Genomic DNA, 14,572 nt, shown 5'->3' on the forward strand with positions numbered 1-14,572 from the left:
CGCTCCCAGCAGCAGGTCGGCCAGGGAGTCCATTGGGTTCACGATGAACCAGTGTCGCCGGTCACCGTCGTGTCACGGAAGGGTCAAGCTGTAATCGCGACCGCACTGACCCCCTGCAGGACCTGGCGCCAGTGAAATCTCTCCTCGTGGTGAAGCAGTTTTCCGTCCTCACTGAGCATGACAGCCTCAGTGCCAATTTCCATCGGGACTGCCACCACGGATTCCACGCTCTTCCCGCTGAGCGGCCCCATGGACGTCGCACCCGAGCCGTCAACAATGACCTCGTACGGCGCAGTTACCCCAGACTCGATCGCGCTGCCCAGGACACACAATTGGGTTTGGGAAAGCCAGGCAACGTCGGTGATCCTCGACAGATTCGCGTCCGAGGAGGACAACGGCATGTCGACGATGTGGCCGAGATGAACTGCGCCGTCCTGCCGTGACAGCAGGCCGATACCCAATCCATAGGTCTTCCCCCGCTGAAGGACCAGGGCCACGCGAATGCCATCAGGAGAGACACTGAAGGAAGTCACTGTGCGACCACCAAGGTCAACGACAGTGGACATTCGGGAACCATCCGCGGCGACGACGATGAGCGTCGGATCTGTTGTCGAGAAGGTCGCCACACTGCGATCGACGAGGACTTGAGGACGAAGCAGATTCACCCCGGTGGCAACGACGTCGACCTGATCACTGCCTTCACGCCATTTCACCAGCGACCGTCGATCCGCGGAAACGGCGTGCCACACCGCACCCGGGGTGCTCACAGTTGCGACCGGCATGGCGAACTGGGTGGAGGCGACAGCTGAGACACCAGTTTCCGGGCGAGCGTCCTGCCCCAACGCTCCAGGCATGATCTGGAGGGCTTGGCCTACTGCGTTGACCCGTCCCATCTGTCCCTTGACGACGGCGACCACCGTGGGGGAATCCGTCGACGGGAGCGGTAGGAGGTCGGCGTACAAGTCTGCCGACACTGTGTTGTCCTCAGCCGCCTCGGGAAGAGGCAGCAGAGACCCGCCGGCGGTGAATCGGATACGTGAGATGGCAGCGAAACCACTCAGAGTCCAGGTGACTTGGCTGGCGAGCAACCGACGTTGAGATTCTGAGAGTTGGGCTGCGGACGCACTCAGTGGCACGGTGACGACGCCAACGGCGTCAACCGTGGTCGTCCCGACGGCTCTCACCCCTGCCGGCAGTGCCGTGCGAAGCGCAGGCTTCAGGTATTCCGGCACACCCGCCATCATCGCCCTGAGCGCGGCGTCAGGGGTAGCCCCCAGGCTCGGCAGATGAATGACGTCCGGGACCAGACGGTCAACGTCGGCAGCAAAGAAGTAGACCGGAATCGCCGACCAAGCGCGCTGGAAGGTGTACTGCGAGATCAGCAGCCCCTCGGGAGGCCGGGAAATCCGCCATTGTCCGGATTCCTGGGCCATGCCGAAATCATGTTTGAGCGTCTGCGATTCCCCTGGGTGGTAATGACCGTCGGCATCAACGGTGCCGATGATCGGAGCCTGGAGAGAAGCCGTCGCCACCGTGCTGGTCGGCTTGTGATTGGTGGCCTGGTAAATCGTCGCTCCGGAATGGGGATCCCAGCGGTCCGCCATGTCCTTCGTGAGATAGGCACGAGCGACCCGGTAGTCATCGCGAGCACTCGTCATGGCCTGCAGGAAACCGCCCACGACAAGGTCAATCGATGCGCCATCAGCAGGAGGCTGAGGGGCGACGTCAATGCCCTCCCGCTGACCTGAGGCTTGGTGTGGGTCTTCAGCCTGTGTCACTGCCCCTGTGGACGGCACCTCGGCGCAACCTGCCAGCAGGAGGGCGGCTCCCGACAGCACGGCACGCCGTGTGGGACGCAGTGTCATCGCTCCTCCTCCGATTCGGTCGGACCGGCATCGCTCGGCGCAGCGGGTAATGGGGACTCGACGATCACTCCCCCGGAATCCCTCGGAATGACCAGCCGGAAAAAGGCACCATCTCCGGGTCGTCCCCACGCCGTCAACCAGCCATGGTGCAGGTTGGCGTCCTGACGAGAAATGGCCAGGCCGAGACCACTGCCACCCACGGTGCGCACCCGGGACGGGTCCCCACGCCAGAACCTGCCGAAGACCTTTTCTGCCTGCCATGGCTCGAATCCGACTCCGTGGTCACGCACGGCGACCCCTACAGCACAGTCATTACCGACGACGGTCACCTCGACCGTCCTTCCCTCGGCATGCTCAACAGCGTTCGACAACAGGTTCCTGACGATGCGGCTGATCCGTCGCGGGTCAACCTCAGCAGTCTGCGTCGTATCGGTGGTCAGTACGATCGGAACTCCCAGGCGCTCTGCGAGCGGAGTCACGTCGACGGTCTCGGCGCGCACGAGTTCGACGATGTCGCAGTCTTCCAGTGTCAATTGTGCGGCGCCGGCGTCAAACCGAGAGATCTCGAGCAGGTCGGCCAACAGAACCTCGAAACGCTCCATCTGGGCCCGCATGAGCTCGACCGACCGCACCTGGACCGGATCATCGGGATTGGCCTCGATCATGTCGCAGGCCATCCGCATCGTCGTCATGGGGGTGCGCAACTCGTGGGAGACATCCGAGACGAACTGCTGCTGCAGTGTCGACAGCCTCTCCAATTCCCCAATTCGCCGATCCAACTGGGCTGCCATGTCATTCATCGACTTGGCAAGGGCCGCGAGGTCGTCAGTCCCCCGCACCGCCATGCGCTCGTCCAACGCCCCGTCGGCCAATTTCGAGGCTGTGATGGAGGCTTGCCGAATGGGTTGGGACAGGTGACGGGTCGCCAAGTAGGTTGCCAGGGCGATGGCCAGGGCCATGAGGGCTCCGACGCTGATGACACTGCGTCGCAGCAACTCGACGGTGGCGACCTCCTGGGTCTCCGGAAAGATGAAGTAGACCGGGATGGACTGGCTGGCCCCGGGGGACCACAAGGTCGACCCGACGACAATCCCGGGGACGTCAGGACGCACGTGATCGGTGTAATGGACCATCGTTGGCGCGGTCCACATCCCGCTCGACTCCCCCACCTTCGCGGTGAGTTCAGCTGGGACGGAGTCCGGCGAAACCCCCTGGGAGATGAGTCCGGAAACAGGACCCTGGATGAGGACGTGATACTGCCCCGACTGTCCAGCTGCGTCGTCTGCAAGTCGATTGAGCCGCTCGTAGAGAGAAGCTGTGCGCAGATCGGTGTCACGTAGCTGGCCCTGGATGCGATTGATTGTCGTGGTCGTCTCCGCAATGGCAGAGGCGCGTTTGGCGTCGAGGATTCCCACGGTGGCCTGACGAACCAGGAAGAAGCCACCGACGATGAGAATGACCAGACTGCTCGACATGGTGATGGTCACCATGCGCAGCGGCAATGACGACCACCACAGTCGTCGCAGCCCGGCGAGCCAGGACTGGGGCCAAGCAGGTCGTCGGGGGCGGCCAGCATGCCGCGCTGGGGTGATCAGCTTTCCTCCCCGGGTGTCCTGATGCGATATCCGACTCCGCGCACCGTCACGATCATCTGTGGACGTTCTGCGTTGCGTTCCACCTTGGAGCGCAATCTCTGCATGTGGACATTGACCAACCGGGTGTCCGCATTACTGGTGTAGCCCCAAACTTCCCGCAGCAGGGTCTCACGGCTGAACACCTTGTTGGGGCGTTGGGCCATCGTCATGAGCAGGGAGTACTCCAATGGCGTCAAGGAGATCTCTTCCCCGCCTCGCTGCACCAGGTGAGCGGCAGGATTGATGGTCAGGTCCCCGACGGTGATGATTCCCCCCTCATCCCGCTCAGCAGCTGGGGTGCGGAGTCGGGCTCGGATTCGGGCCACAAGTTCTGCGGAGCGGAAGGGCTTGGAGACGTAGTCGTCAGCACCGGCACCCAATCCACGAACGACGTCAGGGGTGTCGGACCGCGCTGTGAGCATGATGATCGGGGCGCCGGATTCTCGTCGGATGTCCTGGCAGATCTGGATGCCGTCACGGCCCGGAAGCATGAGGTCGAGGAGGACGAGTGCGGGTTTGCGCTGCCGAAAGACGTCCATGACGTCGTTGCCGTGCCCGACCCACACGGTTGAGAATCCCTCCTTCACCAGGACGAGCTGGAGCATCTCGGCCAGGGCCGGGTCGTCATCGACGACGAGGATCGGCCCATGCTCACCGGTGGCGCCCACCACAGACCTCCTGACTCATTCCGGGATGGTGCACATCGTAGTCCCAACGGCATCCAGCCATCGATCAATTCAGGGCGGGGTTGTCCGTAGCGGTGGCGAGCATCGCCGCCGTGCCGTTCTGGCGGTGGAGGACGGCTCGCCACAAGCCATGCGGCTCCGAGGAGAAGACGTCCTCCGGGTGAGCGATGGCGCGAATCCAATCACCGCGAATGAGCTCAGCCTCGAGTTGTCCAGGCCCCCACTCCGCGTATCCGGCAAAGATCCGTACGTCCGTGAACGCTCCCACAACCAATTCCGTCGGGGTGTCGAGATGGAGCAGACCGATCAGTCCTTGGACTCGTCGCCACCCGGGAGGCTCCTCGCTGGAACGCTGCACACGAGCCAGACAAATCGCCCCGCTGGGCGACATCGGACCCCCGAAGAAGAGGTCCTGCGGAGGGGTGGCGAGAGGCTCCCAGTCGGGTAGTTGGCTGCGCAACGTTCCCGCCGAGCAGGGTTGGTTGACGATGACTCCGAGGACACCGTCAGGGGCGACGTCGATGAGATAGACGACGGACTCGCAGAAGCACCCCTCGTCGATGTGGCGACTCGCCAACAGCAGGTCACCAGCTTTGAGAGGGTTCGCGAGTATCACGACGCCCATTGTGTCACCCAGAGCCGGGGTGATTCGAGGTAATCGTCAATGTGAGGTCGGCTGTAAGCGGCCGCCGCAGTAGCTCAATCGTGTCGACCTGTGACCAACTCGACGGTGTAGGGGTTCAGAGGCACATGATCGGCATCCGCAGCAGGATAGCCATAAGATATGGGCGCAAACACAGTGAGACCATATGATGAGCATTATTTTGCATGGCATCAATCAATAGGGTATCACCAAACCGTTTTTATGCTGCCATACTGTGAAAGGCTATCGTGAATTCTCCCGCGATCCGACGGCGCACCGTGATCTCAGGCACTGCGTGGGCGACGCCGGCTGTCATCTCCGCACACCGACTGCCAGCTTCCGCAGCGTCCACCCCCCACCCCGCAGCCTCCGCCGAATATGGTCTGTTTGTCACTACCGGCATGACCACTCAGATCAATCCGGAAAATCGCAATCCGAAGACGAAGAATTATGTCGGATATGACCAAACCGACGATCCTTCTACCGGCAACTACCCGACGACCCCCAGCAAATACTTCGCTGCAGTCAAGTCCGGTAGCAGCCCTCAAACTGACACCCATTGGGACGATTCTGACACGTGCTACACCAATGGCGCCTACGTGCACACCAGTGAAGGGTTATTCACTTACTTTCACAACAGTGAAGGGTCACTCACTCCCGTCACCAACATTTCATCGGGAGCGGATGGCTCTTATGCTTCGTCGAGCGGTTTCTGGTGGTCCGTTCCCACCACGTCGCCACAGACGGGCACCGGATATATTCCTGGCTCGACCGCAACGCTGAACCGTGGGGCCACCTTCGTGACCGATATCGAGGTCATCGTTCCGCAAAAGGCCCAGAACGCGGCGAACCACATTAAGGTGAACCGGGACGACTGGACTAAAGAGCTTTCTGGAAGACTAGTCACGGTAACTGGCAACGCGACTTATCTGAACAGCCAAAGTGTCGCTGGCAACTGGTCCGTCACCGCGCCGACAACAACCACATTGCCAGACGGATCCCTGAAGGTCACCGGCACGCTCACCTACACGACCACGGCGTCATCCACGGTGACCCAGGCAAAGAGCAAGTACTACGGGCAAACCCTCATCATGCCGGCAACATTCCGGATGATCGCTAATGACGGATGGTCATCATTTAGTCTCAGGTCATATGTGCAGTCAGCAACCATCACATACACCGGGCAACCGTCCAGTTCCCCCTCGAGCACCACTCTGACCAACCAGCTGCTGACCACGAGCAAAGTCGTCAACAAGGTTTGCTGAGCGCCTGTTGATGGTTGGGGCCAAGGACTAAGGTCGGCATCATGAGCCACCGTGAGGGCCTTTCCGGTTGACGACGGGTTCAACCGGAAAGGCCGTCACACTGTCCTGGTCGTTGCAACCTATCGAGTGAGTACCCCGACCGATTTGGACATTGACCAGCTCGTCCCGTTCTATTCCTCGGGTAGTAGAGAGTGCGCTCGATGTCCCGGTCCTCCTGCCCCCCGGTTAGGACCGATGGCCCCAGCGTAGACAGCATCAAAATGCCTGCCGGCGCGCCAATGTACCAACGCCAGCAGGCACTCAGTGGAGATGGCGGGAATTGAACCCGCGTCCTTGAAAGACCGTCCAGACATTCTCCGGGCGCAGTCGATGCTGTCGTTGTTACTCGGCTCCTGCACTCACACCGACATGGTGCAGACAAGCCCAGTCACGGAAAAGTCCCGTACAGCCTCCGTGACCACGGCTGTACAGCAAGCCTTCTAAATGAGGCCAGAATCCGGACGGAAGGCTACATCCGGGCTGACCCTTCGATCACTGATCAGGCAGCGAGAGCGAAGTCAGTGCGAGTGTTCTCGGCACTTATAGGTTTCCAGGGGTCGTTAACGAGTTGACCCTGGGTCCTCGGCCCGCTTCTCCTGGAACAACCATTCCAAGTCGAAACCAGTCATCCCCTCTATGGTGTTGTACCAGTCAAGTCTACCTCATCGGCCCCGAGTCACCGAACCCGTCAGCCGACGCCGACCGTCGTCGAAGAACTTCAGCGGGATCGCGTCGAGCAGCGGATTCGTCCACTCGACACCCTCGAAGGCACGAGCGGCGTGAGTGATCGTCCCGGCGAACCACGCCATTCCGACGAGGGGGAAGGCGATGACAAGCATGCCCGTTTTGGCAACAACCCCCAACACAACCATGGCCAACAACAAGGCAAGCACCTGGAAATTGGCCTGATGGGCAACTTGACGACGAGTCCAGGAACCTCGAGGCGAAATCGCCACACCCAACATCGGACCCAGCGGCCCGAGGAAGAGCGGAGACAACCCGATCAGCCCGGCAGCCAACGATTCCCCAGGAGCGATACGTGCAGTCTGAGGGGAACGGGCCCGACCACCGATGACAGCTAGACCAGCCAGGGTCGCATTGAGATCAGCTCGTGTCACCGCAGCCAGGGCACGACTCACCCTGTCCTCGAAGTCAGCAGGCGAGAGACGACCGTCGACATAGGAATTTCGCAAGAAGTCAACGACTCGATCACGCTGAGCGTCGTTGACGAGCCACTGATCCTCTCCCGACTGCCACGGCTGACAACTATTCACGACATCCATCGTGATTCGGTCCGTTGCCCAAACCAATGAAGGCCACCTCGACACCGACCGCGGTCATAGGGCCACGGCATGAACACAGACCAGCGTCTCAGTCTTGTCCCTCGAATCCGCGAATCGCCTGGACGATGGTCACGATCATCCAGATCAGTCCGACCGTACCGAGCGCCGCGCTGTCACCAGAGAATGCGGAAGGAGAGAACGCACCGAAGAAGCCCATCAAGGCGAAGAACACAACCTGAGTGATGAACTGGCGCTTCACCCTGCGTCGCGCCCAGGATCCCCTCCTCGTCACCGCAACACCAATGGCCGGACCGATTGGTCCGCTGATGAATGCTGACAAGGCACACAGCCCGACTCCCTTCGTCGTCCTCTCGGCAGGAATGTCAGGCAGGGGTGCCCTGATGGCTTCCGGAACCGATGGCTTGAAGGACGGCAGCCCACGGTAGCCCTGGTCAAGCTCGGACCGAGTGCGCGCCAACAAGGTTATCTCGGTGCGACGCTCTCGCTCCGCGTCGTCAATCACTCCGTGGGCGTAGGCGTCATTGATGTGGTCGAGGACTCTCTCGCGTTGTGTGTTGGTCACCCGCAGCGAGGCATTCTCCGGTTGCCACCCGGAACTCATCGGGACACGTCCCTCCCGAAATCACTCAACTGCGAAACAGCATCTCGCAACTCAGCAATCTGTCCGGCCACGCGGACGGGGGCAGTGCCACCGCGTCCGGACCGGGAGCGCACCGACCCCTCGACCGTCATGACTTCACGGACCTGCGGGGTGAGTCGGGGATCAATGGCGGCCAGCTCGTCGTCAGTGAGATCGGCCAATTCCTTGCCCTGGGACTCGGCCTCACGCACACATGCCCCGGAAAGCTCATGAGCGACGCGGAACGGCACCCCCTGTCGCACCAGCCACTCGGCGACATCGGTGGCCAGGGAGAATCCCTGACCAGCCATCTCGGCCATGCGCTCGGTGTTGAACACCGCGGTGTCCATCATCCCGGTCACGGCAGGAAGCAGCAGATGGAGCTGATCGATCTGGTCGAAGACCGGCTCCTTGTCCTCCTGCAGGTCCCGCGCATATGCCAGCGGCATGCCCTTGAGGGAAGCCATGAGACCAGCAAGGTCGCCGATGAGTCGGCCCGCCTTGCCACGAGCGAGCTCGGCAATATCGGGGTTCTTCTTCTGCGGCATGATGGACGACCCGGTCGAGAACGAGTCGTCAAGGGTGACGTAGCTGAACTCGCGGGTATTCCAGATGATGATCTCCTCGCTGAGCCGCGAGAGGTCAACCCCAACCTGGGCAGCCACGAAAGCGAACTCGGCAACGACGTCGCGAGCCGCGGTGCCATCGATCGAGTTGGGAGCAGACGAGGAGAACCCGAGGTCCCGTGCGACGGCTTCCGGATCCAGACCGAGTGACGACCCCGCAAGGGCCCCCGAGCCGTACGGAGAGCAGTCCATCCTGGCATCGAGGTCACGGAAACGCTGCACGTCGCGCACCAGCGGCCAGGCGTGAGCAAGCAGATGATGAGCCAACAGCACCGGCTGGGCGTGCTGCATGTGGGTACGACCAGCGATGACGGCGTCACCAGCCTCCTCGGCCCGTCGCGCCAACACGTTGACCAGTTCCAGTACCTCGCCGGCCAGGCTACGAGCCTCCTCACGCAGATACCGCCGCAGCAGCGCAATGATCTGGTCGTTACGAGAGCGACCAGCACGCAGACGTCCGCCAAGATCGTCACCAGCTCGTTCCATGAGGCCGCGCTCGAGGGCGGTGTGAACGTCCTCGTCATCAGGGCCGGCGACGAATCGTCCGGAGACGACATCGTCCTCAAGCCTGTCGAGGGCCTCGATCATGCCTTGGTACTGCTCGTCGTCTAGCAGACCCGCGGTGTGGAGAACTCCGGCGTGGGCCCTGGAGCCAGCAATGTCGTGGCGCGCCAGCCGCCAGTCGAACTGGGTCGACACGGACAGGGCCGCCAATGCGTCGGACGGCCCACCGGAGAAGCGTCCACCCCACAATGCCATCGGACGGTCAGAGCTGTTCCGGTTGTGGTCGTGCGGTTCGGTGGTCAAGAAGAACTCCTCACTCGGGGACGTGATTTTCAGCTTACCCACCACCATGACCGTCCCCGTTCATCTGTGGCGTTTCCCGGGGACCCCGACCAGATTGTCAGACGGTCACCGCGTCGATGAGGCCGGGGAGGGCGTCGACGAAGGATTGGGCCTGCTCCGTGGTCAGGATGTATGGAGGGGCCAGCCTCAGCGTCGACGGATTGGCCGCATTGACGATGAACCCAGCGTCGCGGGCCGCAACGACGAGGTCGGCAGCAATCTCGGAATCGAACTGGACACCGAGCAAGGCGCCACTGCCCCGCACCTCGGTGATGCGAGGATGGCACTGCCTCAGCGTGGACGACAGCAAGGTACCGATCTGACGCACATGGGCCAGCAGATCCTCGGACTCGATGGTGTTGATGACTGAGTAGGCCGCCGCGCAGGCCAACGGGTTGCCGCCGAAGGTCGTCCCGTGTTGTCCGGCGGAGAGGATGCCGGAGACGTCGGGTCCGAAGGTCATCGTCGCCCCGATGGGGAAGCCGCCGCCCAGAGCCTTGGCAAGGGTCATGATGTCGGGTGTGATGTGAGCGCCATGGTGAGCGAACCAGTGACCGGTGCGCCCCATCCCACACTGCACCTCGTCAACGACCATGAGGACGTCGTGGGAGGCCGTCAGCTCACGTACCCGTTGCAGGTACGCCACTGACAGCGGCACGACCCCGGCCTCTCCCTGAACCGGCTCGACGAAGACCCCGGCCACGTCGCCCTTGTCCAACTCAGCGGCGAGAGAATCGGGGTCCTCCGCAGGGACGAAGGTCACGTCAACGGCTGAGGGGCCGAAGGGCTGACGGTAGGCGATCTTGTGCGTCACCGAGAGAGCACCCAGGGTCCGGCCGTGGAAGGCATGCTCGAGCGCGATGATTCGACCACCGGGGTCACGGGCAAGGCAGATCTTGACCGCCGCCTCATTGGCCTCGGCACCCGAGTTCGACAGGAAGACCGCGGATCCCTGTGGAGCCTTGGCCAGGGCCAACAGCTTCTCGGCAAGGTCGAGCTGCGGCCCGGTGGTGAAGAAGTTCGAAACGTGGGCAAGGGTCGCGGCCTGATGGCTGACGGCCTCAACCCATGCGGGATGCGCATAGCCCAGGGCGTTGACGGCAATACCGCCGAGCAGATCGAGGTACTCCTTGCCGTCACTGTCGACGACGACGCAACCGTGACCGCGTTCCAGGCACAGCTGGGGGCTGCCGAACACGCCGAGCAGGTCGCGCCGGTAGCGCTCCCGCCAAGTGCCAGTCGTCTGATCGTCAGTCATCGTCATCCCCTCAGACGTAGTCATCGCGCCGGGCCATCGTTCCGACTCCCCTGGTGGTGAAGATCTCCAACAACAAGGCGTGCTCGATTCGTCCGTCGACGATTGCCGCGCTCGCGACCCCGCCGTCAATGGCGTCGAGTAAGGCCTGACCCTTGGGCCGCATCCCCTCCCCCAGGCGAGGGATCATGGCGCGCAGATCCGTGTCCGAGATCTCCGAGATGAGGGTGTGCGGATCCGGCCAGGCGCCGTAGATACCAGCAACGTTCGTCAGCATGACGAGTTTCTCGGCACACAGAGCTTGGGCGATGGCGGTTGCAGCGGCGTCAGCGTTGACGTTGAGGACCTGCCCGGTCGGTCGGCCGGCCTCGTCGACCTCGGGACTCACCGGGGCAATGACGGGGATCTGCCCGCGATCCAACATGGAGTTGATGAGTTCGGTGTTGACGTCGACGATGTCTCCGACCAAGCCCATGTCGATCCGTTCCCCATCAACGATGACCCGAGACTTCCGCGCCGCCAACAATCCGGAATCCTCGCCCGACATGCCAGCCGCAAGTGGTGCGTAGGAATTGATCCGGTTGACGAGCTGACGACCGACCTGGCCCACGAGCACCATCCGGACGACCTCCATGACCTCGGGAGACGTCACCCGCAAACCGTTGCGGAACTCCACGGGTGTCGCGGATTCGGCGAGCATGGCGTTGATCTGAGGTCCACCGCCATGGACGACGATCGGACGGATACCCACCGACGCCATGAAGACGATGTCGTCGGCAAAGGCCTGCTGCAAGCCCGGGTCAACCATGGCATTGCCACCGTACTTCACGACGACGGTCCGGCCCTGGAACCGTCTGATCCAAGGTAGCGCTTCAACCAGCACCTCTGACTTTCGCTGAGCCGAGAACTGTGAATCGTTGAGGGGAATGTCAAGGGCAAGGGTCATGATGTGTATGCGCTGTTCTCTTCGACGTACTCGTGGGTCAGGTCATTGGTCCACATCGCGGCCTCGGCATCACCAGCGTGCAGGTCAATGTCGATGTGGACCTCTCGCGGGTTCATGTCAACGAGATCGCGGTCGTCGCCGATCCCTCCCGATCTGCACACCTGGATGCCGTTGACCGAGACGTCCACCGCGTCGGGATCGTAGGGGGCCACGTCCTCGGGCACGCATCCGACAGCTGCCAGGATTCGTCCCCAGTTGGGGTCGTTGCCGGCAATGGCGGTCTTGACGAGGTTGGATCGGGTGACCTCGCGTGCGACGGCCACCGCAGCCTCGGTACTCGTCGCTCCGTGGACGGTCACCTTGACGTCGTGGTGGGATCCCTCGGCATCGGCGACGAGCTGGCGAGCCAGGGTTGCACACAAGTCGGTCAGGGTAGAGACAAGGGCATCACCCGTGAGGCTGACGCCGGATGCCCCGGACGACATCGCAACGACAGTGTCATTGGTCGACATACAGGCGTCAGAGTCGACGCGGCTGAACGTGACGTCACACGCCTGGGCCAGGACGTCCTGGAATTCCTCGGGGTCCACGACGGCGTCGGTGGTAAGGAAGACGAGCATCGTCGCGAGTTGGGGAGCCAACATGCCTGCCCCCTTGGCGATCCCTCCGAATCGTGTCCCATTCCTCTCGACGGTGGCGGACTTGGGAACGGTGTCGGTCGTCATGATTGCCCGTGCCGCCGACTCGTCAACGGCGTCTCCCCTGTCCAAGGAGGTGTGCGCGGTCGTGGCTCCCACCAAGATTGAGGGCATGTCGAGTCGCACACCAATGACTCCTGTCGAGGCGACGACCACCTCGTCAGTCTGACAACCGACCAGTGTTGCGACATGCTCGGCCTCGCACTGGGAGTCCGTCAGGCCGTCGATTCCGGTGCAGGCATTGGCGACAGCTGCATTCGCAATGACCGCTCGTGCCTTGTGGTCAGAAACAACCTGGCGAGACCACTGCACGGGAGCGGCACTGACGCGATTGGTCGTGAACACTCCGGCGACGGTGTCGCGAGGGCCGTCGTTGACGATCAACGCTAGATCCGGGGCCGGTTTGGTTCGCAGCCCGGCCTGGACGCCACGGGCGCGGAATCCGAGCGGATAGGTAACGGACATGAATCCTCCTGTCACGGATTGAGGCCAACCATGGGAAGCCCCGCTGTCTCGGGGAGTCCCATGGCCAGATTGAGGCTCTGGACGACAGCACCGGCGGTGCCCTTGACGAGGTTGTCGAGGGCGACGACGACGGTGGCCAGACCGTTGTCGAGGTCACCGACGGCATTGATGTGCGCCATCGCCGATCCGGCGACGTCATGGGTGTCTGGGTGAGCATTGGTGACGTGAATGAGCGGCTCGTCGTGGTAGACCTCGCGCAGGCGTCCGCCGAGTGTCGCGGTCGAGGCCTGGGACGGTGCGGTACACACCGCGAGAATTCCACGGGTCATGGGGACGAGAACGGCGCTGACGCTCAGGTGCGGATCCGTGGCACCCGAGGTACGCAGGGACTGCATGATCTCGGGGATATGCCGGTGAGCATTGCCGACGGAATAGGGGTGGGCTCCCCCACTCATGCGGGAGAAGGTGAGGTCCGGACGACTCGACTTCCCGGCCCCCGAGGTCCCCACTACCAGGGTCACTGCCGTCTGAGAGGTGTCGACGAGGTCGACCAGCGGCGCCAAACCGAGGGCCACCGCTGAGGCATTGCAGCCGGGTCCGGCGATCCGCCTGGCCCTGACGAGGTTGCTGCGCTGCGAACCGCCGGCAGCCAGCGGAAGTTCCGGAAGACCATAGGTCCAGGTGCCGGCATGATCGCCGCCGTACCAGCGCTGCCAGTCCGAGGACGACGACAGCCGGAAGTCTGCACCGGCATCGACGATGACAACATCAGGATTGACCTCGCTGAGCCCGCTGGCAATCCTGCCAGAGGCGCCATGGGGAAGGGCCAGCACGACGGCGTCATGGCTCGCCAACCGATTGACGTCAATCTCGGACAGCGTCCGTTCCCCCGCCACCCCGGCCAGGTGTGGCATCGCCTGGCCCACTGGGAGGCCAGCCTGCCGGTGCGCGGCAAGGTCCCCCATCGTCAGCTCGGGGTGTTGGGCCAGCAAGCGCACGACCTCAGCTCCCGCGTATCCGGAAGCTCCAACCACCGCGACGGTGAATCCTTTTGCGCTCATGTGCATAGTTATACACTAGAACGCATGTTCCTCCAATTCGCATTCACAATGTGGAGTCAGAATGCCGCCACCGCACTGTGAGCGCAGTGGCGGTCGTCAACGATTCAGCGCTTGCGGTTGCGCACGCGATTCGCCAGTGCTCGTTGCGCCTCACGCTTGGCGTCGCGCTCACGAATGGCCTGACGCTTGTCCCAGTCCTTCTTGCCGGTACCGACGGCGATCTCGACCTTGGCGTAACCGTCCTTGAAGTACAGCTGCAGCGGGACGATCGTCTTGCCCGGACCGTCAGCCTCCCGCGACAGCTTGGCGATCTCGCGTTTGTTGAGAAGCAGCTTGCGCTTGCGCATGACGTCGTGGTTGCGCCAGGTTCCGAAGGCGTACTCGGGGATGTGCAGGTTGTACATCCACACCTCGCCCCTGTCATCGACCTGGGCGAAAGCATCGGTCAAGGTAGCCTTGCCGGCGCGCAAGGACTTCACTTCAGTGCCCTGTAGGACGAGCCCGGCCTCCCACTTATCACCGATGGTGTAGTCGTGGGTGGCGCGGCGATTACGCGCGACGACCTTGACACCCTGTTCCCTGGGCATGGCGGACCTCCTTCGACACAGGACGTTCCATCC

The 14,572-nt window shown here is 62.6% G+C and carries 13 protein-coding genes and 1 other RNA gene; 1 reads left to right on the forward strand and 13 read right to left on the reverse strand.

Features of this window, described 5'->3' with window-relative positions; translation table 11 throughout:
- Positions 1-83: 83 nt before the first annotated feature.
- From ACP8ML_RS07025 to ACP8ML_RS07040, 4 genes are all read right to left on the reverse strand, one after another.
- Positions 84-1,865, reverse strand: coding sequence for an LpqB family beta-propeller domain-containing protein (locus tag ACP8ML_RS07025; protein WP_117189194.1), 1,782 nt, complete (start codon positions 1,863-1,865; stop codon positions 84-86).
- The gene (gene mtrB, locus ACP8ML_RS07030) at positions 1,862-3,340 is read right to left on the reverse strand and encodes an MtrAB system histidine kinase MtrB (protein WP_117189256.1); all 1,479 of its coding nucleotides are present in this window, start codon (positions 3,338-3,340) and stop codon (positions 1,862-1,864) included. The genes ACP8ML_RS07025 and mtrB overlap by 4 nt, the downstream gene beginning before the upstream one ends.
- Before the next feature lie 116 nt (positions 3,341-3,456).
- The gene (gene mtrA, locus ACP8ML_RS07035) at positions 3,457-4,167 is read right to left on the reverse strand and encodes an MtrAB system response regulator MtrA (RefSeq protein ID WP_117189196.1); all 711 of its coding nucleotides are present in this window, start codon (positions 4,165-4,167) and stop codon (positions 3,457-3,459) included.
- Between the two features lie 64 nt (positions 4,168-4,231).
- Positions 4,232-4,810: a YqgE/AlgH family protein gene (locus ACP8ML_RS07040; protein WP_065674053.1), complete on the reverse strand. Its 579-nt coding sequence runs from the start codon at positions 4,808-4,810 to the stop codon at positions 4,232-4,234.
- A 419-nt stretch (positions 4,811-5,229) separates the two neighbouring features.
- Here ACP8ML_RS07040 and ACP8ML_RS07045 point away from each other — a divergent pair, with 419 nt between their 5' ends.
- Positions 5,230-6,093 carry an amino acid oxidase gene (locus ACP8ML_RS07045; RefSeq protein WP_117189198.1) on the forward strand — a complete coding sequence of 288 codons (864 nt, stop codon included), beginning with the start codon at positions 5,230-5,232 and terminating at the stop codon, positions 6,091-6,093.
- A 301-nt stretch (positions 6,094-6,394) separates the two neighbouring features.
- Here ACP8ML_RS07045 and ssrA read toward each other — a convergent pair.
- The 9 genes from ssrA to smpB form a co-directional block, all read right to left on the reverse strand.
- Positions 6,395-6,765: a transfer-messenger RNA gene (gene ssrA / locus ACP8ML_RS07050) on the reverse strand.
- A gap of 29 nt (positions 6,766-6,794) precedes the next feature.
- A complete protein-coding gene (locus tag ACP8ML_RS07055) occupies positions 6,795-7,406 on the reverse strand; it encodes a DUF1707 SHOCT-like domain-containing protein (protein WP_171048562.1) in 612 nt (203 codons plus the stop codon).
- A gap of 97 nt (positions 7,407-7,503) precedes the next feature.
- Positions 7,504-8,037 (reverse strand): DUF1707 SHOCT-like domain-containing protein, encoded by a 534-nt coding sequence (locus ACP8ML_RS07060; RefSeq protein ID WP_117189202.1) that lies wholly within the window; start codon positions 8,035-8,037, stop codon positions 7,504-7,506.
- A complete protein-coding gene (gene argH / locus ACP8ML_RS07065) occupies positions 8,034-9,440 on the reverse strand; it encodes an argininosuccinate lyase (protein ID WP_117189258.1) in 1,407 nt (468 codons plus the stop codon). Before argH ends, ACP8ML_RS07060 begins: the two co-directional genes overlap by 4 nt.
- Positions 9,441-9,585: 145 nt before the next feature.
- Positions 9,586-10,785 carry an acetylornithine transaminase gene (locus tag ACP8ML_RS07070; protein WP_036980101.1) on the reverse strand — a complete coding sequence of 400 codons (1,200 nt, stop codon included), beginning with the start codon at positions 10,783-10,785 and terminating at the stop codon, positions 9,586-9,588.
- A gap of 10 nt (positions 10,786-10,795) precedes the next feature.
- On the reverse strand, positions 10,796-11,728 hold the full coding sequence (argB, locus tag ACP8ML_RS07075) for an acetylglutamate kinase (RefSeq protein ID WP_004811010.1): 933 nt from the start codon (positions 11,726-11,728) through the stop codon (positions 10,796-10,798).
- Positions 11,725-12,891 (reverse strand): bifunctional glutamate N-acetyltransferase/amino-acid acetyltransferase ArgJ, encoded by a 1,167-nt coding sequence (gene argJ / locus ACP8ML_RS07080; RefSeq protein WP_117189204.1) that lies wholly within the window; start codon positions 12,889-12,891, stop codon positions 11,725-11,727. Before argJ ends, argB begins: the two co-directional genes overlap by 4 nt.
- A gap of 11 nt (positions 12,892-12,902) precedes the next feature.
- Entirely contained in the window at positions 12,903-13,958 is a 1,056-nt protein-coding gene (argC, locus tag ACP8ML_RS07085; RefSeq protein WP_117189206.1) for an N-acetyl-gamma-glutamyl-phosphate reductase, read from the reverse strand.
- Between the two features lie 98 nt (positions 13,959-14,056).
- Positions 14,057-14,539, reverse strand: a complete 483-nt coding sequence (gene smpB / locus ACP8ML_RS07090) for an SsrA-binding protein SmpB (RefSeq protein WP_004811003.1) — start codon at positions 14,537-14,539, stop codon at positions 14,057-14,059.
- Positions 14,540-14,572: the final 33 nt, after the last annotated feature.

This window comes from Cutibacterium sp. LaCa_255, assembly GCF_057458005.1.

What these genes read in the sequence shown, in the direction of transcription:
- argH (WP_117189258.1), bottom strand. Translation starts at nt 9,440, where the DNA reads ATGGCATTGTGGGGTGGACGCTTCTCCGGTGGGCCGTCCGACGCATTG.
- ACP8ML_RS07060 (WP_117189202.1), bottom strand. Translation starts at nt 8,037, where the DNA reads ATGAGTTCCGGGTGGCAACCGGAGAATGCCTCGCTGCGGGTGACCAAC.
- mtrB (WP_117189256.1), bottom strand. Translation starts at nt 3,340, where the DNA reads ATGTCGAGCAGTCTGGTCATTCTCATCGTCGGTGGCTTCTTCCTGGTT.
- ACP8ML_RS07025 (WP_117189194.1), bottom strand. Translation starts at nt 1,865, where the DNA reads ATGACACTGCGTCCCACACGGCGTGCCGTGCTGTCGGGAGCCGCCCTC.
- ACP8ML_RS07045 (WP_117189198.1), top strand. Translation starts at nt 5,230, where the DNA reads ATGACCACTCAGATCAATCCGGAAAATCGCAATCCGAAGACGAAGAAT.
- ACP8ML_RS07070 (WP_036980101.1), bottom strand. Translation starts at nt 10,785, where the DNA reads ATGACTGACGATCAGACGACTGGCACTTGGCGGGAGCGCTACCGGCGC.
- argB (WP_004811010.1), bottom strand. Translation starts at nt 11,728, where the DNA reads ATGACCCTTGCCCTTGACATTCCCCTCAACGATTCACAGTTCTCGGCT.
- ACP8ML_RS07040 (WP_065674053.1), bottom strand. Translation starts at nt 4,810, where the DNA reads ATGGGCGTCGTGATACTCGCGAACCCTCTCAAAGCTGGTGACCTGCTG.
- smpB (WP_004811003.1), bottom strand. Translation starts at nt 14,539, where the DNA reads ATGCCCAGGGAACAGGGTGTCAAGGTCGTCGCGCGTAATCGCCGCGCC.
- argC (WP_117189206.1), bottom strand. Translation starts at nt 13,958, where the DNA reads ATGCACATGAGCGCAAAAGGATTCACCGTCGCGGTGGTTGGAGCTTCC.
- argJ (WP_117189204.1), bottom strand. Translation starts at nt 12,891, where the DNA reads ATGTCCGTTACCTATCCGCTCGGATTCCGCGCCCGTGGCGTCCAGGCC.